This window comes from Rhizobium sp. UFLA01-1127 (assembly GCF_059803845.1).
On record NZ_JAUQTZ010000109.1, the window covers coordinates 1 to 21275 of the forward strand.

Annotated in this window: 14 protein-coding genes; 7 read left to right on the top strand and 7 right to left on the bottom strand. The window is 61.9% G+C overall.

Translation table 11 applies throughout. From position 1 onward, the window contains the following. Positions 1–546, bottom strand: a 546-nt coding sequence (locus tag Q4Q11_RS23215) for an ABC transporter substrate-binding protein (RefSeq protein WP_498570957.1), incomplete at its 3' end; no start/stop codon positions are given. Positions 547–964: 418 nt separating this feature from the next. Between Q4Q11_RS23215 and Q4Q11_RS23220 the strand changes: the two genes are divergently transcribed. Next, positions 965–1423 carry a helix-turn-helix domain-containing protein gene (locus Q4Q11_RS23220; protein ID WP_113214921.1) on the top strand — a complete coding sequence of 153 codons (459 nt, stop codon included), beginning with the start codon at positions 965–967 and terminating at the stop codon, positions 1421–1423. A gap of 132 nt (positions 1424–1555) precedes the next feature. Here Q4Q11_RS23220 and Q4Q11_RS23225 read toward each other — a convergent pair whose 3' ends face one another. Continuing rightward, complete coding sequence (locus Q4Q11_RS23225; RefSeq protein WP_498570958.1) at positions 1556–2233, bottom strand: TetR/AcrR family transcriptional regulator; 678 nt, start codon at positions 2231–2233, stop codon at positions 1556–1558. Positions 2234–2412: 179 nt separating this feature from the next. Here Q4Q11_RS23225 and Q4Q11_RS23230 point away from each other — a divergent pair, with 179 nt between their 5' ends. The 4 genes from Q4Q11_RS23230 (at position 2413) to Q4Q11_RS23245 (ending at position 7574) form a co-directional block, all read left to right on the top strand. After that, positions 2413–3636: an efflux RND transporter periplasmic adaptor subunit gene (locus Q4Q11_RS23230; RefSeq protein WP_112504717.1), complete on the top strand. Its 1224-nt coding sequence runs from the start codon at positions 2413–2415 to the stop codon at positions 3634–3636. Between the two features lie 9 nt (positions 3637–3645). Continuing rightward, entirely contained in the window at positions 3646–6777 is a 3132-nt protein-coding gene (locus Q4Q11_RS23235) for an efflux RND transporter permease subunit (protein ID WP_112504719.1), read from the top strand. 129 nt (positions 6778–6906) lie between these two features. Then, the gene (locus tag Q4Q11_RS23240; protein ID WP_498570959.1) at positions 6907–7152 is read left to right on the top strand and encodes a FitA-like ribbon-helix-helix domain-containing protein; all 246 of its coding nucleotides are present in this window, start codon (positions 6907–6909) and stop codon (positions 7150–7152) included. Beyond that, positions 7149–7574, top strand: coding sequence for a type II toxin-antitoxin system VapC family toxin (locus Q4Q11_RS23245; protein ID WP_113214925.1), 426 nt, complete (start codon positions 7149–7151; stop codon positions 7572–7574). The genes Q4Q11_RS23240 and Q4Q11_RS23245 overlap by 4 nt, the downstream gene beginning before the upstream one ends. A gap of 28 nt (positions 7575–7602) precedes the next feature. Here the strand turns inward: Q4Q11_RS23245 and Q4Q11_RS23250 are convergent, their stop codons facing one another. The 4 genes from Q4Q11_RS23250 to Q4Q11_RS23265 form a co-directional block, all read right to left on the bottom strand. Further along, positions 7603–10713 carry an efflux RND transporter permease subunit gene (locus Q4Q11_RS23250; RefSeq protein ID WP_112504724.1) on the bottom strand — a complete coding sequence of 1037 codons (3111 nt, stop codon included), beginning with the start codon at positions 10711–10713 and terminating at the stop codon, positions 7603–7605. Beyond that, positions 10710–13829, bottom strand: coding sequence for a multidrug efflux RND transporter permease subunit (locus Q4Q11_RS23255; RefSeq protein WP_498570960.1), 3120 nt, complete (start codon positions 13827–13829; stop codon positions 10710–10712). The genes Q4Q11_RS23250 and Q4Q11_RS23255 overlap by 4 nt, the downstream gene beginning before the upstream one ends. Then, a complete protein-coding gene (locus tag Q4Q11_RS23260; RefSeq protein WP_498570961.1) occupies positions 13826–15316 on the bottom strand; it encodes an efflux RND transporter periplasmic adaptor subunit in 1491 nt (496 codons plus the stop codon). Before Q4Q11_RS23260 ends, Q4Q11_RS23255 begins: the two co-directional genes overlap by 4 nt. A gap of 214 nt (positions 15317–15530) precedes the next feature. After that, positions 15531–16640 carry an RHE_PE00001 family protein gene (locus tag Q4Q11_RS23265; RefSeq protein WP_498570962.1) on the bottom strand — a complete coding sequence of 370 codons (1110 nt, stop codon included), beginning with the start codon at positions 16638–16640 and terminating at the stop codon, positions 15531–15533. Between the two features lie 173 nt (positions 16641–16813). Between Q4Q11_RS23265 and Q4Q11_RS23270 the strand changes: the two genes are divergently transcribed. Both Q4Q11_RS23270 and cueR read left to right on the top strand, forming a co-directional pair. Then, positions 16814–19312 carry a heavy metal translocating P-type ATPase gene (locus Q4Q11_RS23270; protein ID WP_498570963.1) on the top strand — a complete coding sequence of 833 codons (2499 nt, stop codon included), beginning with the start codon at positions 16814–16816 and terminating at the stop codon, positions 19310–19312. Positions 19313–19323: 11 nt separating this feature from the next. Continuing rightward, entirely contained in the window at positions 19324–19710 is a 387-nt protein-coding gene (gene cueR / locus Q4Q11_RS23275) for a Cu(I)-responsive transcriptional regulator (protein ID WP_112504732.1), read from the top strand. A 243-nt stretch (positions 19711–19953) separates the two neighbouring features. On the opposite strand, the gene Q4Q11_RS23280 is transcribed toward cueR, so the two are convergent. After that, on the bottom strand, positions 19954–21144 hold the full coding sequence (locus Q4Q11_RS23280; protein WP_498570964.1) for an acetyl-CoA C-acyltransferase: 1191 nt from the start codon (positions 21142–21144) through the stop codon (positions 19954–19956). Between the last annotated feature and the right edge of the window lie 131 nt (positions 21145–21275).

Below are 21275 nucleotides of genomic sequence, written 5' to 3' on the forward strand. Positions count from 1 at the left end.
CTGCTGCATGGCCGCAATGAAGGTCTGGCCGGCGCCGACCGGAACTGGCGTGATGTCGGCCGGAGAGAGGCCTGCCTTCGATGCCATGTAAAGGGTCAGGAAGTTGGTCGACGAGCCGAGGCCGGTGACGCCGGCGCGCTTGCCCTTGAGGTCGGCGAAGGACTTGATGTCGGGATATTTGGCCGAAACCAGCTCGACTTCACCCGGTGCCTGGCTGAACTGCACGACCGACTTGATGAACTTGCCCTTGGCCTGCAGATCGACGCAGTGGTCGTAGAAGCCGACGACGCCCTGGACGGCGCCGGCGAGCAGCTGGTTTTCGGCATCGACGCCGGCGGATTCGTTCAGAAGCTCGACATCGAGGCCTTCATCCTTGAAGTAGCCGAGGGATTCGGCGAGCTTGGCCGGCAGATAGATCTGCTTTTCGTAGCCGCCCACCATGATGGAAATCTTGTCAGCGGCATTGGCTGCCGTCGCTGCGAACGAAGCTGCGGTCATGACCAAAGAAAGGGCTACGGTGTGAAAAAACGTGCGCGATGGACGCATCGATGTCTCCTCCTGTTTAAATCGTTGCGCCATGTGACGCTGCAGAAAAGATGCTTCCTCCACGAAGCTCAGCCAAGCTAACGCAGGCTACCTTTCAGTCAGCTTTCAGCATTGAGCCCTTTCAAGAGGCGACATTGCAATTTTATCGACATGAATGCCGACGGACCGAATATGTGCCGCCGGCGCGCGTCCTTCGCTTCGGGATCCATCGATCTTCAATCCGCATTGACGCGAATCGGCTTTTCTGCGGTTTATATGGGTAACAGAGCAATAAAATTTAACATAAAAAGACTTTTGGTTGAATTCTACTCATATTTAACGCACATTTTGCGGGTACACGGAGCCTGCGGCCTTTCCTCTTGAAGGATCGCGAGCAAGGCGGTATCCGCCAGTTCCTATTTGATAAGGAGATTGCGCAGTGAGTGCAAAAGTACCGAACCCGATCGACGCCTATGTGGGCTCTCGCGTGCGCACGCGCCGTCTTATGCTTGGTATGAGCCAGGAGCGGCTTGCCGAACAAATCGGCGTGACGTTTCAGCAGGTACAGAAATACGAAAAGGGCACCAATCGCATCGGTGCCAGCCGGCTGCAGGCTATCGCCGGCGTATTGGCCGTACCGGTTGCCTTCTTCTTCCAGCAGGACAATTCGCAGCCGCTAAATACAGAAGGCCTCGGCGCGATCAACGGCCTCGAAGACCTGTCGGATTTCCTGACCTCGAAGGAAGGCCTGAACCTCAACAAGGCGTTCATGAAGATCAACGATCCCAGCGTCCGCCAGTCCGTGCTGACGCTGATCAAATCGCTGGCCAGTGCTTCCGACAGCTTGCCGGACCATGTGCCGCAAGCGGCGAACGTGCCGATGAGCCTTCGCAACTGAGGTCTGCCCTCCAGGCAGCATGCCGCGTGCGGGAGCAATTCCGGGATAGGGCGCGCCGCGGTTTTCTGTCCGGAACCGCTTCAAATGCAATGGTGGAACGGATCCGTAGATTCCGCGAGAGGCAAGTTCGTTCTAATGGCCGCCATTGCGCGGTCGAACGCCGGCGGTAAAAATCGCAATGCATTGGCGCAGATGACGCAGCCGCGTCTCGCGGTCCGGCCAGTCGCTCGGATGGCCCGGCTTCGAGATCATCGCGCCGAAGATCATGCTCATCAGCATGCGCGCACCGCTTGCGGCATCGGCAATTTCGATCAGGCCGCGCTGCCGCTGCTCCGCGAGCCAGTCTGCCAGCAGCTGCTGCGATTGCCTGGCACCGTAAGTGTGCAACAGCGTCGCGATCTCGGGAAATTGCTGCGATTCGCTGATGGCAAGATGGATGAAAGCATCGCGTTCGCGCTCCTGGGCTTCGTTCATGTCGATCATGAATATCTGCTCAAGCGCCTTATCGAGCGGCAGATCCTCATCCGCGGGCCGCGGCAGGGCCAGCATGGATGCGCGATGCTCGGCGATGATGGCGGTGAAAAGATCGGTCTTGCCCGGAAACAATCTGTAAAGGGTCTGCTTCGAAATCCGGCATCGGGCGGCGACGAGATCCATCGTCGTACCACCGTAACCAAGTTCGTAGAATGTAGCACGCGCCTCCACGACGATCTCCGCGCGGCGCGCGTCGTCGTTCATGGTTTTCGGGCGGCCACGCGGGCGGCTTTTGGCGACCTGCTCGGCCTTGGCTGCTCGTTCTTTCGTCAGCAACTTCGTTTGGACCCAACAGCCGAATGCGATTGACATTTTACGCAGTACAAATATTTTCCGTACGACTTGGTACTATAAATAAGGCAACAGGAAATAGCAACGTGCGAAAGCCCGCTCCTCCCACTTCTGCACCCGCATATCCGGTGGCACCCGCTAGCCTTCTGGCCACCCGAACCTCGATGATTGCCGCAGGCGTTGCGGCCACATTGCTGCTTGCCGGCTGCAACGAACAGAAAGCCGCCCAAAGCAACGCGCCGGCCGTCAAGACCGAAGTCAGCGCCATGGCGCTGCATCCGCAATCCGTTGCGATTACCGCCGAATTGCCGGGGCGCACCGCCGCCTATCTCATCGCGGAAGTACGGCCGCAGGTCGGCGGCATCATTCGCAGCCGCAACTTCAAGGAAGGCAGCGAGGTCAACGCGGGCGATGTGCTCTATGAAATCGATCCCGCCTCATACCAGGCATCCTACGACAGCGCCACCGCCGCCCTGCAGAAGGCGGAAGGGGCCGTGCCGAGCGCTCAGTCGAAAGTCGACCGCTATAAAAGCCTGACGGCGCAGGACGCAGTCAGCAAGCAAAATCTGGACGACGCGCTTTCCACTCTGGCTCAGGCGAACGCCGATGTGGCATCTGCGAGAGCCGCCCTCGAAACAGCGCGTATCAACCTCGACTACACCAAGATGCGCGCGCCGATCGGCGGCCGTGTCGATGCTTCGGCGGTCACCGTGGGCGCCCTCGTCACCGCCGAGCAAACGACGGCGCTGACCACCATCCGCCAGCTCGACCCGATCAACGTCGACGTCACGCAGTCGAGCACCAATCTGCTCGAATTCCGTCGCGCCATCGCCGATGGCCGGCTGAAGACCAGCGGCGACAACGTCTCCGTGCATCTGACACTTGAAGATGGCAGCCAGTACAAGCAAACCGGCAAGCTGGAATTTGCCGAATCTTCCGTCGCCGAAGCCGTCGGAACTATCACGGTACGCGCCGTCTTCCCCAATCCTGATCGTGTTCTGCTGCCCGGCATGTATGTGCGCGCGACCATTCAGGAAGGCATCGCCGAAAACAGCTTCCTGGTGCCGCAGCGCGCCGTGACGCGCAACACGAAGGGCGAACCGATCGCCATGTTCGTGACGGCCGATGGCAAGGTATCGCAGCGGGTCCTGAAGGTGGAACGCAGCATCGGCAACAGCTGGCTGGTAAACAAGGGCATATCCGATGGCGATCGCGTGGTCGTCGAAGGCGTCCAGCGCATCCGTGACGGCCAGGAAGTCAATGTCTCTCCTGTGACCATCGATGACGCGACCGGCGAAGTGAAGCAGGCCGCCGCCGACAACAAGTCCACGCAACAGGCCGAATTGGAAAAGACAGATACCAAAGCCGCCTCCGGCGTTCAGAAGTGAGGTGGTTCGATGTCTCGTTTCTTCATTGACCGGCCGATCTTTGCCTGGGTTATCGCCATCGTCATCATGCTGGCGGGCGCGCTGTCGATCCTCACACTGTCGATCTCGCAATATCCGCAGATCGCTCCGACCACGGTGAGCATCTCCGCGACTTATTCGGGCGCAGACGCGGCAACTGTCGAAAACTCGGTAACCAAGGTCATCGAACAGGGCATGACGGGTATCGACAACCTCGACTACATGACATCGACCTCGACCTCGACGGGCCAGGCCTCGATCTCGCTGACGTTCAACAACAAGGCGGATTCCGACGTTGCGCAGATGCAGGTGCAGAACAAGCTGCAGCTCGTCACCGCTCAATTGCCGACGACCGTTCAGACAAGCGGTATCGTCGTTTCGAAATCGACTTCGAACTTCCTCATGGTCGTCGGCTTTGTATCGACGGACGGCAAGCTCAATTCCAACGACCTCGCCGACTATGTTTCGAGCACGCTCAACGATACGCTGAAACGCATCGAAGGCGTCGGCAACACGCAGATTTTCGGCTCCGGCTATGCGATGCGCATCTGGGTGGACCCCGACAAGCTCGCCAAGTACCAGCTGATGGTGAGCGATGTCACCACGGCGATCCAGGCACAGAATTCGCAGGTTTCGGCAGGCCAGCTCGGTGCCCTGCCCCAGCGCAAGGGTCAGCAGCTCAATGCGACGGTGACCGCCAAGAGCCGCCTGCAGACGCCCGAGCAATTCGAAAATATCATCCTGAAGAGCCAGTCCAACGGCTCGCTCGTCCGTCTCAACGATGTCGCCACCGTCGAACTCGGCGCGGAAAGCTACACGACCTCAAGCACCTATAACGGCCACCCTTCGGCCGGTCTTGCCGTCATGCTCGCCTCCGGCGCCAACGCCATCAACACGGCGGAAGCGGTCAGGACGACCATCAACAATCTTAGCCAGACCCTGCCGCCGAACGTCGAAGTGGTCTATCCCTACGACACGACGCCCTTCGTGAAGCTGTCGATCGAGGACGTGGTCAAGACGCTGTTCGAAGCCATCGTGCTCGTCTTCATCGTCATGTTCATCTTCCTGCAGAACATCCGCGCCACGCTGATCCCGACGCTTGCCGTCCCGGTCGTTCTGCTCGGCACCTTCGGCGTACTCTCCCTCTTCGGCTATTCGATCAATACATTGACCATGTTCGGCATGGTGCTTGCCATCGGCCTTCTGGTCGACGACGCCATCGTCGTCGTGGAAAACGTCGAGCGCGTGATGGAGGAAGAGGGATTGTCGCCGCGCGAGGCGACGATCAAGTCGATGGAGGAAATCACCGGCGCCCTGATCGGCATCGCCACGGTCCTGTCGGCCGTGTTCATTCCGATGGCCTTCTTCTCCGGCTCCGTCGGCATCATCTACCGCCAGTTCTCGGTGACGATCGTCTCGGCGATGATCCTGTCGGTCGTCGTCGCCCTGATCCTGACGCCGGCCCTTTGCGCCACCATTCTCAAAAAGCCCAAGCACGGGGCCAAGGAGAAGGGCCTCTTCGGCTGGTTCAACCGCAACTTCGATCGGGCGACGCACCGCTACCAGCGCGGCGTTCACGGCATGATCCGCCTCAGCATCGTCTTCCTGCTGGTATTCGTCCTGATCGGCGGCGGCGTCGCCTATCTGTTCAACCGCCTTCCCAGCTCCTTCCTGCCGGACGAAGACCAGGGTATCCTGCTGACCGCGATCCAGCTTCCCCCAGGCGCCACGGCTTCCCGTACCTGGACCGTGCTCGACCGGGTCAAGGACTACTATCTCAATAACGAGAAGGATTATGTCGAAGGCGCATTCGCGGTTGCCGGTTTCGGCTTCAGCGGCCAGGGTCAGAATGTCGGTATCGTCTTTGTCAGGTTGAAGGATTTCGATCAGCGCAAGACGCCGCAATCGAAGGCGCAGGCCATTGCGGGCCGCGCCATGGGCGCCTTCTCGAAGATCAAGGACGGCAGCGTCTTCGCGCTGGCACCGCCGGCGATTCCGGGCTTCGGAAGCTCGAGCGGCTTCGACTTCTTCATCAAGGATATCAATGGCGCCGGCCATGCCGCGCTCATCCAGGCGCGCAACCAGTTGCTCGGCGCAGCCGCCAAGAATCCGAAACTCTTCGGCACCCGTCCGAACGGCCAGGAAGATACGCCGCAATACTCCGTCAACATCGACCAGGAAAAGGCGAGCGCGCTCAACATCAAGCTCTCCGACATCGACACGACGCTGTCGACGGCCTGGGGCGGCACCTATGTCAACGACTTCATCGATCGCGGCCGCGTCAAGAAGGTTTACGTGCAGGCGGATAAGAATTTCCGCATGCAGCCGGAGGACTTCGGCCGCTGGTACGTCCGGAATTCCGGTGGCGACATGGTGCCGTTCTCGGCCTTCTCGAATGGCCAATGGACCTATGGTTCGCCGCGTCTGGAACGCTATAACGGCTCGTCGGCCGTCGAAATCCAAGGGGCTGCGGCACCGGGCGTTTCGTCGGGCGACGCCATGAACGAGATCGACAAGATCATGGCGAGCCTGCCGCCGGGCTTCAGCCATGAATGGACCAGCCTGTCCGCCCAGGAAAAACTCTCCGGCAACCAGGCAAGCCAGCTCTATGCCATTTCGATCCTGGTCGTCTTCCTGGCGCTCGCCGCCCTCTACGAAAGCTGGTCGATCCCGCTTGCCGTCATGCTGTCGGTGCCGATCGGCATCTTCGGTGCTTTGCTGGCGGCAACCCTCTTCGGTCAGTCGAACGACGTCTACTTCAAGGTCGGCTTGCTGACGACAATCGGTTTGGCGGCCAAGAACGCCATCCTGATCGTCGAATTCGCCATCGAGCAGCAGAACCAGGGCAAGAACCTGATCGACGCGACGCTGGTGGCGGCAAGGCAGCGCCTGCGGCCGATCCTGATGACCTCGCTCGCCTTCATCCTCGGCGTTCTGCCGCTGGCGATCGCCAACGGCGCGGGATCGGGCAGCCAGAATTCGATCGGTATCGGCGTCATGGGCGGCATGATCTCGGCAACCGTGCTCGGCATCTTCTTCATCCCGCTGCTCTTCGTCTCGGTGCGCCGCATCTTCAAAGGCAGGGCAGCGCCGGAGACCGCCAACCCTGACGTGGCGCATTAAGGCCTCTCCACTCGCTCTCTTGAAAGAGAGGACGAGTGGAGATCTCGATCAGGCATCGGATGTTTCGTCTTGATTTGCCAAATTTGTCATCAATGATTAATATGCAATCATTGATGACAGGGCATTTCTATGGCTAGTATGACGATCCGCAACATCGACGATCATTTAAAGACCCGGCTGCGCATTCGCGCCGCTGCACACGGGCGATCGATGGAGGATGAGGCGCGAGACATTCTGCGGGCGGCCTTGTCGACGGAAGAAAAGCGGCAGCCCAATTTGGCTGAGACAATCCGTCGTCGCATGGCTGCAAGTGGTGGGGTCGTGCTGAATATCGCTCCACGTGAACCAATCCGCCCGGTCGATCTCGATCCATGATCATTCTCGACACAAATGTCATTTCTGACCTATTGGCACCATCACCATCGCCAATGGTTGAAGCGTGGCTGGCCGCTCAGCCTTCTCTCGCCATCTTTACGACGGCAACGACGCAGGCGGAAATCCTTTACGGTCTCCGGCTACTGCCTGCGGGCCGACGCCGAACCGAATTGGAAGCTGCTATTCTCCCGATATTCGAAGAGGATTTCGCCGGAAGAGTTCTTCCCTTCGATAGCGAAGCCGCGGGAGCTTATTCCTTCATTGCAACGTCGCAGCGTCGGGCAGGCAAGCCGATCAGCCAGTTCGATGCTCAGATCGCCGCAATTGTAGCGTCGCGAGGAGCAACCCTTGCAACCCGCAACGTGTCGGATTTCCTGGACACCGGAATAGCTACCGTCAATCCGTGGGACTATCAGGGCTGATCCGGTCCTCCCATACACCGCTAAGCCCTCAAATTGATAGCGGAGATATTGGCTGTACCGAGGCTTCCGCCTTCGGCGACCACTTCGCATGCAGCTTGGCAAGCATCAGATAGATGATCGGTGTCGTGTAGAGCGTCAGCACCTGCGACACGACGAGACCGCCGACGATGGTGATGCCGAGCGGGCGGCGCAGCTCCGCGCCGGGGCCGGTGGCAATGATCAGCGGGATGGCGCCCATCAGCGCCGCGAGCGTCGTCATCAGGATCGGCCGGAAGCGCTTCAGACACGCCTGGTAGATCGCCTCCTCCGAAGACAGGCCGAGCGTGCGCTCGCCCTGCAAGGCGAAGTCCACCATCATGATGCCGTTCTTCTTGACGATGCCGATCAAAAGGATGATGCCGATGAAGGCGATGATGGTCAACTCCGTGCCGCTGATGGCAAGCGCCAGCAGTGCACCGAGACCGGCGGACGGAAGCGTCGAGATGATCGTCAGCGGATGCGCCAGGCTTTCATAGAGAATGCCGAGAACGATGTAGACCGTCAGCAGCGCCGCCAAAAGCAGCAACGGCTGGCTGCCGGACGATTGCGTGACGCTCGCCGAATCGCCCGCGAAATCCGCATGCAGCGTATCGGGCAGATGCATGTCCAGTACCGCCTTCTGGATGGCGTCGTTTGCGACCTGCAGCGGCGTGTTGAGCGCCAGATTGTAGGAAATGGTGACGGCCGGATACTGTCCCTGGTGATTGACCACCAGCGGCGCCAGCGTTCGGTCGACCGACGCGACGGCGCTGAGCGGCACCTGGGTTCCGCCGGACGCCGGCACATGGAGCTTCGAGATATCGTGCGGCTCGAGCGCATAATTCGGATCCGCCTCCAGCACGACGCGATATTGGTTGCGCTGCGTGTAGATCGTCGAGATCTGCCGTTGCGCAAACGCATTGTTCAGAGCCGCATCGATGGACTGGATGTTGACGCCAAGCCGGGATGCCGTGCTGCGATCGATATTGACGGTCGCCTGCAGTCCGTTGGGCTGCCTGTCGGTCGCGACGTCGGTCAGCTGGGAAAGGGCTTGCAGACGCAGCAGCACCTTGGGTGCCCACTCCACCAGCTCATCGTAATTCGCGCTCCAGAGCGTGAACTGATACTGGGATTGAGATTGGCGTGCGCCAGCGCGGATATCGCCCGGCGAAAACAGGAACGTACTGAGCCCCGGGACGGCCATGAGCTGCTTACGAAGCCGATCTATGACCTCGGCCGTCGGCGCCCGCTGCGACTCCGGCTTGAGCGAAATGAACAGCTGCCCGCGGTTGACGGAGCTGAAAAAACCGCCGCCGCCCACGGAAGAGCCGAGGCCTGACACCGCGGGATCCCGCGCGGCAATATCCGCAGCCTGCTGCTGCAGTTTGACCATGGCCGGATAGGAAATATCGGTTGCCGCCTGTGTCCCGCCCTGGATGAACCCCGTATCGTCCTGCGGAATGAAACCCTTCGGCACCTTGACGTAGAGATAGCCCGACATGACCACGCAGGCGATGATGACGAGCACGGAGAGTACGCGATGGTGCAGCACGGCTCGCAGCGTCCGGCCATAAAAGCCGATGATTGCGCCCAATGTGCCTTCGACGATCCGGCCGAAACGGCCGGGCGGGGCGTGGATATCATGCGGACGAAGGCGATGGCCGCAGATCATCGGCGTAAGCGTAAGGGATACGAGCGTCGAAACGACGATGGTGAAGCCGAGTGTCAGCGAGAAGGTCTGGAAGAAGCGGCCCACGATGCCGCCCATGAAGAATAGCGGTATGAAGGCGGCGAGCAGCGAGAGGCTGATCGAGACCACCGTAAAGCCGATCTGCTTCGCTCCTTCCAGAGCTGCTCGCATCGGCTTCATGCCGGTTTCCAGATTGGAATAGATGTTTTCGATCATGACGATGGCGTCGTCCACGACGAAGCCGACGGACACGGCGAGCGCCATGAGGGAAAGGTTGTCGATGGACAAACCGAAGAGCCACATCGCGGCAAAGGTGCCGGCCAGGGAAAGCGGCACGGTGACGCCGGCGGCAAAGGTCGGCGTTGCGCGTCGCAGGAAGACGAAGACCACGACCATGACGAGGCAGATCGTGGCAAGCAGCGTCCATTGCATGTCGTTGACGCTGGCATGAATCGTCGTGGTGCGGTCGGAAAGGATCGATATTTTGACGCCGGCGGGGATGAGCCGCTGCAGCTCGGGGATCAGCTGCTTCACACCGTCGACGGTGGCGATGACGTTCGCATCCGCCTGTTTGGTGATGTTGAGCAGCACGGCCGGCTTGCCGTCATACCAGGCGTCGGAGCGGCTGTTGCGCACGCCCGGCTCGACGGTGGCGATGTCGGAAAGGCGAACCGCCGTACCGTCGCCGCTGCGCACGATGATCCGCCCGAACGCTTCCGGCGTCTTCAACTGGCTGTTGACGGCGACGGAGAAGGCACCCCCTGCCCCGTCGATGGAACCGAAAGGGCCGAGCACATTGGCATTGACGATCGCCGTGCGGACTGCGTCGAGCGACAGGCCCATCGCGGAAAGCCGGTCCGGATTCAGACGGACGCGGATGGCGGGCTGGTCGGCACCGCTGACGGTCACCCCGCCGACGCCGTCCACCTGCGAGATGCGCTGCACGACCACCGTGTCGGCCGCGTCGTAGATGGCGCTCGCCGACACATTGTCCGATGTCAATGCAAGGATCAGAACGGGAGCCGCCGACGGATTGATCTTGCGGAACGACGGCAGGGTCGGCAGATCGCCCGGCAGGTCGGTAGCGGCCGCATTCAGCGCCGCCTGCACGTCCTGTGCCGCGCCGTCGACACTGCGGGAGAGATCGAACTGCGCTATGATGGTGCTCGATCCGAGCGAGCTGACGGATGTCAATTGCGTGACGCCGGCGATGGTGCCGAGATGGCGTTCAAGAGGAGCGGCAACGCTTGCAGCCATACTGGCCGGATCGGCCCCGGGACGGCTTGAGGAAACGACGATTGTCGGCAGGTCCACGGTCGGCAGGCTTGCGACCGGCAGGAAGCGATAGGCAACGATGCCGAGGATCATCAGCCCGATCGCCAGAAGCGTCGTCCCGACAGGGCGTTTGACGAACGGCTCGGAGATGTTCATGTCTCGCCTCCCGCCAATTCGTTCATCTCGGCGCTCTGCGTGCCGCTGGTGCGGCCGACGACCTTCGCGCGCAGGCGCTCGAAGGCGAGATAGATCACCGGCGTCGTATAGAGCGTCAGGAGCTGTGAGAGCACGAGGCCGCCGATGATGGTGATCCCGAGCGGAATGCGCAGCTCGGCGCCCGTGCCCTGCGCGAGCGCCAGTGGCAGTGCGCCGAAAAGTGCGGCGAGCGTCGTCATCATGATCGGCCGGAAACGCAGGATGGAGGCCTTGAGGATGGCCTCGCGCGGCTCGAGGCCTTCCTTGCGCTCGGCCTCGAGCGCGAAGTCGATCATCATGATCGCGTTCTTCTTGACGATGCCCATCAGGAGCACGATGCCGATCAGTGCGATGATCGACAGATCCTGCCCGAACAGCATCAGCGCCAGAAGCGCCCCGACACCGGCCGAGGGCAGCGTCGAAAGGATCGTCACCGGATGGACGGCGCTCTCATAGAGCAGGCCGAGCACGATATAGATCGTTACCACCGCCGCCAGAATCAGCCAGGGCTCGCCCGCAAGCGAGGAGGCGAACTCCTCGGCGTCGCCGGAATATTTGCGCTGGATATTATCGGGCATGCCGATGTCAAGCTCCGCCGCCTTGATCTCCGCCACCGCATCGCTGAGCGACGCGCCTTTGGCGAGGTCAAAGCTGAGCGTCACGGCCGGGAACTGCTCGTCATGGCTGATGACCAGCGGCGCGGTCGTAAAACTCGCCGTGGTGAAGGCATTCAGCGGTACCTGCGTGTCGCCGGCACCGGCGACATAGAGCTTGTCGAGCGATTTCGGGTCCGATTGATACTGGGGAGCCGCCTCCAGGATGACGCGATACTGGTTGGCCTGCCCGTAGATCGTCGCGATCTGACGCTGGCCGAAGGCGTCGTTCAGCGTATCGCCGACGGCCTGCATCGACACGCCGAGCCGCGAGGCGGTTTCGCGATCGACGCGAACGAAGATACGCCCGCCCCCTATTTCGACCTCGGAGGCGACATCCATCAGCTTCGGGCTTTCCTGCAGCCGCTGGACAAGCTTCTGCGCCCAATCGACCACCGTATTCGTGTCCGTACCCGTCAAGGTATATTGATAGGGGGCGCGGCTGACCCTGGTGCTGATCGAGATGTCGCGCACGCTCTGGAAAGTGACGTGGATGCCGGGCATGCCGGCAACTTCATCGCGCATCCGGCCGATGATCTCATCGGCGGAGGCGTTGCGTTCGTTCCGCGGCTTCAGCACGAGGCTGAGGTTGCCGGTATTGAGAGTGAGATTGCTGGCGCTGGCTCCGATGACGGAGACCACGCCGCCGACATCCGGATCCTTGCGCAGCCGGTCGGTCACATCGGCCTGGATCTGTTTCATGGTTTCGAAGGAAGTCGTCGGCTCGGCCTCGATGACGGCCGTGATCAGGCCGGTATCCTGGGCCGGCAGGAAGCCCTTGGGAATGACGACATAGAGCGCGATCGTCGCAGCCAGCGTCGCCACCGTGATTACGAGCATGAGCCTGCTGCGATCCACAGCCCAGACGAGGCTGCGCCGGTAGCCTTCGATCAGCCATTCCATGAAACGATCGGCACCGGCCAGGAATCCGCCCTCGTGCTCCTTAGGCTTGCGCAGGATACGCGCGCACATCATCGGCGTAAGCGTCAGCGAAACCACGGCGGACACGACCACGGCAATGGTGAGCGTCAACGCGAATTCGCGGAACATGCGGCCCACGATCCCGGTCATGAACAATAGCGGAATGAATACCGCAACCAGCGAGACGGTGAGCGAGATGATGGTGAAGCCGATCTCGCCGGCACCCTTCAGCGCCGCCTGCATCGGATTTTCGCCCTCTTCGATATGACGGGCGATATTCTCGATCATCACGATGGCGTCGTCGACGACGAAGCCCGTGCCGATGGTCAGCGCCATCAGCGAGAGATTGTCGAGGCTGAAGCCGGCGAACCACATGACGCCGAAAGTCGCGATCAGCGATAGCGGCAGAGCCACACCGGCAATGAAGGTCGCCGTCATCGTCCGCAGGAACAGAAGGACAACGAGAATGACGAGGCCGATACTGATCACCAGCGTCCATTGCACATCATGGATCGAGGCCCGGATGGTCTCCGTGCGATCGTTGACGATATCGAGGGAAATCCCGGCCGGCATCGCCTGCTTCAGCTTCGGGATCTGCTTCAAGACGTTCTCGACCGTCTGGATGACGTTGGCGCCCGGCTGGCGCATGATATCGAGAATGACCGCCGGCTGCCCCTGATACCAGGCGCCGACGCGATTGTTCTCCAGTCCCTCGACAACGGTTGCCACGTCCTTCAACTGCACCGGGGCATTGTTGCGATAGGCGACGATGACGGACTTATAGACGTTCGGATCGACGATCTGGTCATTGGCGGCAAGCGTGAAACTCTGCTGCGTTCCGTCGAGCGCACCTTTGGCGCCGGCAACGCTGGCATTGGTGATGGCCGAACGGACGTCCTCGAGGGCGAGGCCGTAGGAGGCAAGACGCGGTAGGTCCGCCTGGATGCGGATGGCAGGCTTGACACCGCCCTGGATGTTGACGTCGCCGACGCCTGAGACCTCGCTCAGGCGCTGCGCCATCATCGTATCGGCAAAATCGCTGAGTTCGCGGATGGAATAGCTGTTGGAGCGCAGGGCCAGCGTCACGATCGGCGTATCGGCCGGGTTCACCTTCGAATAGGTCGGCGGATAGGGAAGCGTGCGCGGCAAGGTCGATCCGGCTGCATTGATCGCCGCCTGCACGTCCTGTGCCGCGCCGTCGATATTGCGGCCGAGATCGAATTGCAGCGTGATCTGGCTGATGCCGAAGGCGCTTGACGAGGTCATGGAGGCGAGTGACGGGATTTGGCCGAGCGGCCGCTCCAAAGGTGCGGTCACCAGCGCGGCCATGGTATCCGGATCGGCGCCCGGAAGCTGCGTCGTCACCTGGATCGTCGGAAAATCCACCTGCGGCAGCGGCGCCACCGGCAGGAAGAGAAAGCCGAGAATGCCGCCCAAGAGCACCGCGACCCCGAGAAGCGAGGTGGCGATTGGCCTGGAAATGAAGAGCGACGAGACGTTCATTGCTGCTGCGTCGGCGGGGCGGACTGATTGTTCTGCACGGAGCTGCCGCTGGCATCCGCACCGTGCTCGGCACCCGCCGCAGGCTGACCATCCTGGCCGCGATGGCCATTATGACCGCCTGCACCGTCTTGACCCCCTTGACCGTTATGCCGACGGTGCGGCCGCTCGCCGCCATTGGCATTGTCTTGCCCCTTCTGTTCCAGGCCCTTCTGCGGATCGTTCTCGGCCACCGGCTGTCCTTGATCGTTCGGTGGAGGCGCGTTCGGCGCCGCCTGATCCGGATTGGCCGAAATCTGCACTTTCGAACCATCCTGAAGCCGCGCGAAGCCGGTCGTCACCACCTTGTCGCCCGCCGCCACGCCATCGGTGATGACAGCCAGCGTGTCATCCTGCTGACCCACCTTCACCGGCTTCATGGTGACGGTCTCATTCTGATTGACGATATAGACGAATGTGCCGTTCGGCCCGCGCTGCACCGCGCCGCTTGGGATGACGGTAACGCCCTTCAGCGTTTCCACGAGCAGGCGGGCATTGATGAAGGCACCCGGCCACAGCGCCAGCTTCTCATTGGGAAAATTCGCCTTCAGCCTGACCGTGCCCGTCGTGGGATCGACCTGATTGTCAACCACCGCCAGCGAGCCATTGTCGACCACCGTCTCGCCGTCGCTTCCCATGGCCTGGACGGCAAGCGCCCCCGTCGCACTTGCCGCATTGACGCGGGCAAGCTGCTGTTGCGGAATGGAAAAAAGCACGGAAATCGGTCTGATCTGCGACAGCGTCACGATACCGGTCGCGTCCGACGAGCTTACGAGATTACCGACATCGACATTGCGGATACCGGTGCGCCCGTCGATCGGCGCCTTGATCGTGGTATAGTCGAGCGTCGCCTGCGCGCTTTCTATGGCTGCCGCATCGGCCTTGATCTGCGCGGTATACTGCGCTACCAGCGACATCTGCGTATCGACCTGCTGCTGCGTGCCGGAAGCGCTCTTCACCATTAGCTGGTAGCGGGCGAGGTCGCGCTGGGCGCCTGCGAGCAGAGCTTCGTCCTGCGCCTTCTTGGCGACCGCCTGGTCGAGCTGCGCCTTATAGACGGAATCATCGATGCGGGCGATGACATCGCCCTTCTTGATATCCTGGCCTTCGCCGAAATCGATTTCCACGATTCTTCCGCTGACCTGCGCGCGCACCGTTACGGTGTTCAGTGCCTTCACCGCACCCACGCCGTCGATATAGACAGGCACGTCCGCCGTCTTCGCATCGGCCGCCAGCACCGGAACCGGGCCGCTGAACTGAGAAAGGCTACGCCGCCCGCCGCCCTGCCCGCCGCGGCGCTGGCCCTGAGCTTGCTGGGCAGGCGCTGCGGCATTCTGGTGGCCGAGCAGCCGCTCGGCAGGTCCAAGCCAGCGATCGCGGGTCGCATAGGCGCCGTAACCTACCGCGCCGATGACCGCCAGCCACACTACGACCCGAAACGTCCGAGCCATCCACATACCTTTCCTCAAAGCCTTCGGCGATCTGCGATCCGCCTATATCTATTGCGCGACTTTAGCTTGCATCGCGCCGCTTAGGAATTTGGTATGGTCATTAAATTTTGTCCATTTTAGCGTCACTTAGCGTCACAAACTGTTACATCGGACGAAAACTAAGGTTGTGGTTGCAACGCACAATACGTGCACGCGCGCCGGCCGCTACGCCGCATCAGAGCACGCCCCAGCCGCGATAGCGCCCGCGCCCCGTCATCTCGCGCAGGCCAAGCTCGGCCACCAGATTGAGCGCCCCTCTTGAGGTAATGCCGACTTGACGCGCGATCATCTTTGCCGAAACGATCGGCCGCGACAATACGATATCGATCACCTCTGGCAGGCTGCTGTTCGACCGCCTATCCTTGAGCCGCGACTCCATCTGCTGCCTGGCGAGCGAAAGACGGTCCAGCTCCTTTAGGCCGGAATCGGCCGAAAGCGCCATGGCCTCCAGAAAGGCCGCAAGACGCGTGGTACGGTCCGGTGCCCGCCGGCGGTCATGACGGACGGCTTTCAATCCGACATTCAGACAGAAGAGATGTGACGTGACCTTGCCGCGGCTGCGCAGATAGGCGCTGACCAGCAAGCCGCCGAGCCAGTGCTGCCGCAGCAGCGGCTCGATCCGCTCCCAAGCATCGAAAAGTACGGCCGCCCCTAGAACCGGCGGCAGAAGATCCGCCTCGCGGATGAGGTCGCGCCAGCTTTCCAGCCGTTCGTCCTCATCCCAATCCTCGTCGCGGACGAGCACAAGTGGATCATCGACATCGGGAGCCGTCTGCCGGAGCTCCGGGACACCGCCGTTCAGGATCTTGTCGGAGCGGGCGAGAATGGCATCGATCTCGGCGAAATCGACGCCGAAATCGTCCTGCTCATCCTCCTGCTCCTCCGGCTCCACGATCTCCGCGGATTTAGAGCGGGGGGCAACCGCGTCTTCGGCCTCGCCGACATCGCCGCGCAGCACGGCAAGGCCAGCCGTCTCCAGCCCCCAGGAAGGGTCGGCGCTCCAAAGACGCCGCCTGGTCCGCAGCACGGCGTGGGCGATGGTCAACTCGTGTGTCGGGGTGCGCGTATCCATGCGCGCATCGTGCAACACCAGATCCTCCACATGCACCAGCTCACCGCCGATCCAGAGCGCACCGGCGGCGTCGAAAAAGTGTCCGCGTTCGCGAAACCCATCCGCCACGGCATGGCGCAAGACGCGCTCGTCCAGCCGCGCCAGCATGTCCTCCGCCTTGATGATGGCGGGCAGGAGCGTCTGGATCGGAAGTGTGGTCAGATCATATCGCATTGGAATCGCTCTATCGGATCGGCCTTACGGAACTTATCATCGGCCCATGCGGTACGATAGGATAGGGCCTCTATCAACTGTGGACGACAATCACCATTTTTCATCTTGACCTTCCAGTGACAGGAAGGTTCATAAACCTGTCCAACGCCCGAATCCGGGCAATGGAGTTTGATATGACATTGCATGACGAACATGATCACAGCCACCACGGCCATGGTCATCATCACGATCACTCGCAAGAGACCGAGACGCGCGATCCCGTTTGCGGCATGACGGTCGATCCGAACGCAGGCAAGCCGTCGCTGGACTATCAAGGGCGCACCTTCCACTTCTGCTGCAATGGCTGCCGCGCGAAGTTCGAGGCCGCGCCGGAAAGCTATCTCACCGCCAAGGACCCGGCCTGCGGCATGTCGGTCGATCGCGCCACCGCACGCCATTTCCTGAAGCACGAGGGCGAAAAATTCTACTTCTGCTCGGCCGGCTGCAAGGCGAAGTTCGAAGCGGATCCATCGGCCTATCTCGGTGGCGACAGACCGGCTCCGACGCCGGTGCCGAAGGGCACGCTCTATACCTGCCCCATGCACCCCGAAGTCGTCAGCGACCATCCCGGCGATTGCCCGAAATGCGGCATGGCGCTGGAGCCCATGGGGGTCCCCGCAGCCGATGAAGGCCCAAGCCCGGAACTGGTCGATTTCACGCGCCGGCTCTGGGTCAGTGCCGTCTTTTCGCTGCCGCTGCTTGTTATCAGCATGGGTCCGATGATCGGCCTGCCCGTGCGCGACTGGATCGGCGAACCCATTGCCACATGGATCGAGCTCATCCTGGCAACGCCGGTGGTGCTTTGGGCGGCCCTGCCCTTCTTCCGCCGTGCCTGGAACTCGCTCGTCAACCGCAGCCCCAACATGTGGACGCTGATCGGCCTCGGCGTCGGCACGGCCTATCTTTATAGCGTCGTCGCTACACTGCTGCCTGGTCTTTTCCCGATGACATCCGGAGGACATGGCGAGAGCGTGCCGGTCTATTTCGAAGCGGCCTCCGTCATCGTTGCACTGGTCTTCGTCGGTCAGGTCCTGGAACTGAAAGCCCGTGAACGAACGGGCTCTGCCATTCGCGCGCTTCTCGACCTTGCGCCCAAGACGGCGCGCCGCATCAATACCGATGGCAGCGAGGTCGACGTGCCCGTGGACGAAATCAAGACCGGCGACCGGCTGCGCGTGCGCCCCGGCGAGCGTGTTCCCGTGGACGGCTCCGTCGTCGAAGGGCAATCCACCATCGATGAATCGATGATCACGGGCGAGCCTCTGCCGGTCGAAAAAACCGGGGGCGACGCCTTGACCGGCGGCACGATCAACAAGAACGGCACGCTTGTCATGCAGGCCGAAAAGGTCGGCGCCGACACGACGCTGTCGCGCATCGTCGAGCTTGTCGCCAAGGCGCAGCGCTCGCGCGCACCGATCCAGGCAATGGCAGACCGCGTATCCGCCGTCTTCGTGCCCGCTGTCGTTGCAGCCGCCATCGTCGCCTTTGCCGTCTGGGCCTTCGTGGGGCCGGAGCCGCGGCTCGCCCACGCGCTGCTCGCCGCCGTTGCCGTGCTGATCATCGCCTGCCCCTGCGCGCTCGGGCTGGCAACGCCCATGTCCATCATGATCGCCACGGGCCGCGGCGCACAGGAAGGCGTGCTGGTGCGCGACGCCGAAGCGCTGGAACGCTTCGCAAAGGTCGATACGCTTATCGTCGACAAGACAGGCACGCTGACGGAAGGCAAGCCCAACCTGACCGACATCGTCACGGCCGATGGGGTCGGACAGGCCCGTCTCTTGTCGCTCGCCGCCAGCCTGGAGCGCGGCTCCGAGCACCCGCTTGCCGAAGCCATCGTTGCCGGCGCCGAGGAACGCGAAGCCGGCTTCGTCGAGATTTCCGGCTTCTCGGCAATGACGGGCAAAGGCGTGGCGGGCCGCACCGGCGATACCGCAATCGCACTCGGCAATGCCGCGATGATGGCCGACCTCGATGTTTCGACGGAATCCGTGAAGGCAGACGCGGAACGCCTGCGCGGCGAGGGCAAGACAGTCATGTTCGTCGCCATCGGCAGCAAGCTGGCAGGCCTTATTGCCGTCGCCGACCGGATCAAGCCGACGACGGCAGCCGCGATCAAGGCATTGCACGAGAGCGGCCTGAAGATCGTCATGGCAACGGGTGACAACGGCAAGACCGCCGCTGCCGTCGCCAAAGAGCTCGGCATCGACGAAGTACGCGCCGACATGCTGCCGGAAGGCAAGAAGGCTTTGATCGACGAACTGCGGGCCAATGGCCGTATCGTCGCCATGGCCGGCGATGGCATCAACGACGCTCCGGCACTTGCCTCTGCCGATGTCGGCATCGCCATGGGCACAGGCGCCGACGTCGCCATGGAAAGCGCCGGCATCACGCTGGTCAAGGGCGACCTCAACGGCATCGTGCGGGCGCGCCATCTTTCGGAGGCGACCATTCGCAACATCAAGCAGAACCTCGCCTTTGCCTTCGGCTACAATGCGCTCGGCGTGCCCTTGGCGGCCGGCGCGCTCTATCCGGTCTTTGGCCTGCTTCTGTCGCCGATGATCGCCGCTGCAGCAATGAGCCTGTCCTCGGTCTCGGTCATCGGCAATGCGCTGAGGCTGCGGCTGGCGAAATAGGGAGAACAGGAATGAACATCGGTGAAGCATCCGGCCGTTCCGGCCTTCCGGCAAAGACGATCCGTTACTATGAGGATATCGGCCTCATCCGGCCCGATCGCGGCGACAACGGCTATCGCGACTATGGCGCCGACGATGTGCACAAGCTGCGCTTCCTGCACCGCTCGCGCAGCCTCGGCTTTTCGGTGGAGGAGTGCCGGCAGCTGCTGGCGCTCTACGAAGACAAGAGCCGCGCCAGCGCCGACGTCAAGGACATGGCCACCACGAAACTCACAGAGATCGACCGCAAGATCCGGGAATTGACGGAGCTACGCCGCACGCTGGAACAGCTCGTCCACGCCTGCCACGGCAACGAGCGCCCGGACTGCCCGATTTTGGAGGAGTTGTCGGAAGGGTAGGGTTGGTGGCGCTCCTTAGACGATCGCGCCACCGCTGCTATGGGGTATTCTGCCCTCACCCCAGGCCGGAGCGTAATTGCAATATGAGCTGGATCGGTACGGGAAGCTCCATCTCCCCTCGGAGAGAAGGAGGACGCGGCAACGACTTCAGTTCATATGCGACTGTCCTGCGCAGCGCGGGGAGAAGGCGGGGTGAGGGGCTATTCCCCAAAAGCTGCTGAAGCGAATGTGTGCGGCCAGTGCCTATTCTACCCTCTCTACCGCAATCGCCGTTGCCTCGCCGCCGCCGATGCAAAGCGAGGCGACTCCTCGCCTTGCACCCTGACGCTCCAATGCATGCAGCAGCGTCACGATCAATCGCGCCCCGGTGGCGCCGATGGGATGGCCGAGAGCACAGGCGCCGCCATTGACGTTGAGGCGATCACGGGCAATGCCGAGTTCCTTCGCAGCGGCCATGGCGACGACGGCGAAGGCCTCGTTGATCTCGAAGAGATCGACATCGCCGATCCTCCATCCGGTCTTGTCGAGCACCTTGCGGATCGCTGGGATCGGCGCGGTGGTATACCACGCCGGCTCCTGCGAATGCGTGGCATGCGCCTTGATCTCGGCGAGAATGGGCAGTCCCTCGCGCTCGGCCACCGAGCGGCGCATCAGGACAAGCGCGGCAGCCCCGTCGGCATTGGCCGAGGCGCTTGCCGCCGTAATCGTGCCGTCCTTGCGGAAGGCGGGCTTGAGCATCGGGATCTTTTCCGGCGAAACCTTCTGCGGATGCTCGTCCTTGGCGACGGTGACCGGGCCGCCCTTGGCCGTCACCGAGATCGGCGTGATTTCCGCTTCGAAAGCGCCGGTCTCAAGTGCCTTGCGGGCGCGCGACAGGGTTTCGACCGCATAGGCATCCTGATCGTCGCGGCTGAATTGATAAGCCTCGACGGCCATTTCGCCGAAATCGCCCATCGAGCGGCCCTTCTCATAGGCATCCTCCAGCCCGTCCAGCATCATATGGTCGAAGATGCGATCATGGCCCATGCGATAGCCGCCGCGTGCCTTGGCAAGCAGATAAGGCGCATTCGACATGGATTCCATGCCGCCGGCAACCGCGATGGAGGCCGAACCCGCCAGGATCAGGTCATGCGCCAGCATGGTCGCCTTCATGCCGGAGCCGCAGACCTTGTTGATCGTGGTGGCGCCGACGGCATCCGGCAGGCCAGCCCCGCGAGCAGCCTGCCGGGCCGGCGCCTGCCCCTGTCCCGCAGGCAGGACGCAGCCGAAAAGAACCTCATCCACCCTCTCCGCCGAAAGACCGGCACGTTCCAGCGCGGCACGAATGACATGCGCGCCCAGCTCGGGCGCCTGCAATGGCGACAGATCTCCCTGGAAACGGCCGAGCGGCGTGCGCGTGGCAGATACGATGACGACGGGATCGATAGCGGACATGACAACTCCTTGCGGGTTAGCAAACGATATCTTCAATTCCTTTGCTATCACGTTAAATGATGTTCGTCATCTAAATATCGCGAAGGCCACCTGCAGATGCGGTTGTCCTCACGGGAGATACACTTTAAGGA

What these genes read in the sequence shown, in the direction of transcription:
- cueR (WP_112504732.1), top strand. Translation starts at nt 19,324, where the DNA reads ATGAACATCGGTGAAGCATCCGGCCGTTCCGGCCTTCCGGCAAAGACG.
- Q4Q11_RS23280 (WP_498570964.1), bottom strand. Translation starts at nt 21,144, where the DNA reads ATGTCCGCTATCGATCCCGTCGTCATCGTATCTGCCACGCGCACGCCG.
- Q4Q11_RS23265 (WP_498570962.1), bottom strand. Translation starts at nt 16,640, where the DNA reads ATGCGATATGATCTGACCACACTTCCGATCCAGACGCTCCTGCCCGCC.
- Q4Q11_RS23245 (WP_113214925.1), top strand. Translation starts at nt 7,149, where the DNA reads ATGATCATTCTCGACACAAATGTCATTTCTGACCTATTGGCACCATCA.
- Q4Q11_RS23230 (WP_112504717.1), top strand. Translation starts at nt 2,413, where the DNA reads ATGATTGCCGCAGGCGTTGCGGCCACATTGCTGCTTGCCGGCTGCAAC.
- Q4Q11_RS23270 (WP_498570963.1), top strand. Translation starts at nt 16,814, where the DNA reads ATGACATTGCATGACGAACATGATCACAGCCACCACGGCCATGGTCAT.
- Q4Q11_RS23255 (WP_498570960.1), bottom strand. Translation starts at nt 13,829, where the DNA reads ATGAACGTCTCGTCGCTCTTCATTTCCAGGCCAATCGCCACCTCGCTT.
- Q4Q11_RS23235 (WP_112504719.1), top strand. Translation starts at nt 3,646, where the DNA reads ATGTCTCGTTTCTTCATTGACCGGCCGATCTTTGCCTGGGTTATCGCC.
- Q4Q11_RS23260 (WP_498570961.1), bottom strand. Translation starts at nt 15,316, where the DNA reads ATGGCTCGGACGTTTCGGGTCGTAGTGTGGCTGGCGGTCATCGGCGCG.
- Q4Q11_RS23250 (WP_112504724.1), bottom strand. Translation starts at nt 10,713, where the DNA reads ATGAACATCTCCGAGCCGTTCGTCAAACGCCCTGTCGGGACGACGCTT.
- Q4Q11_RS23240 (WP_498570959.1), top strand. Translation starts at nt 6,907, where the DNA reads ATGGCTAGTATGACGATCCGCAACATCGACGATCATTTAAAGACCCGG.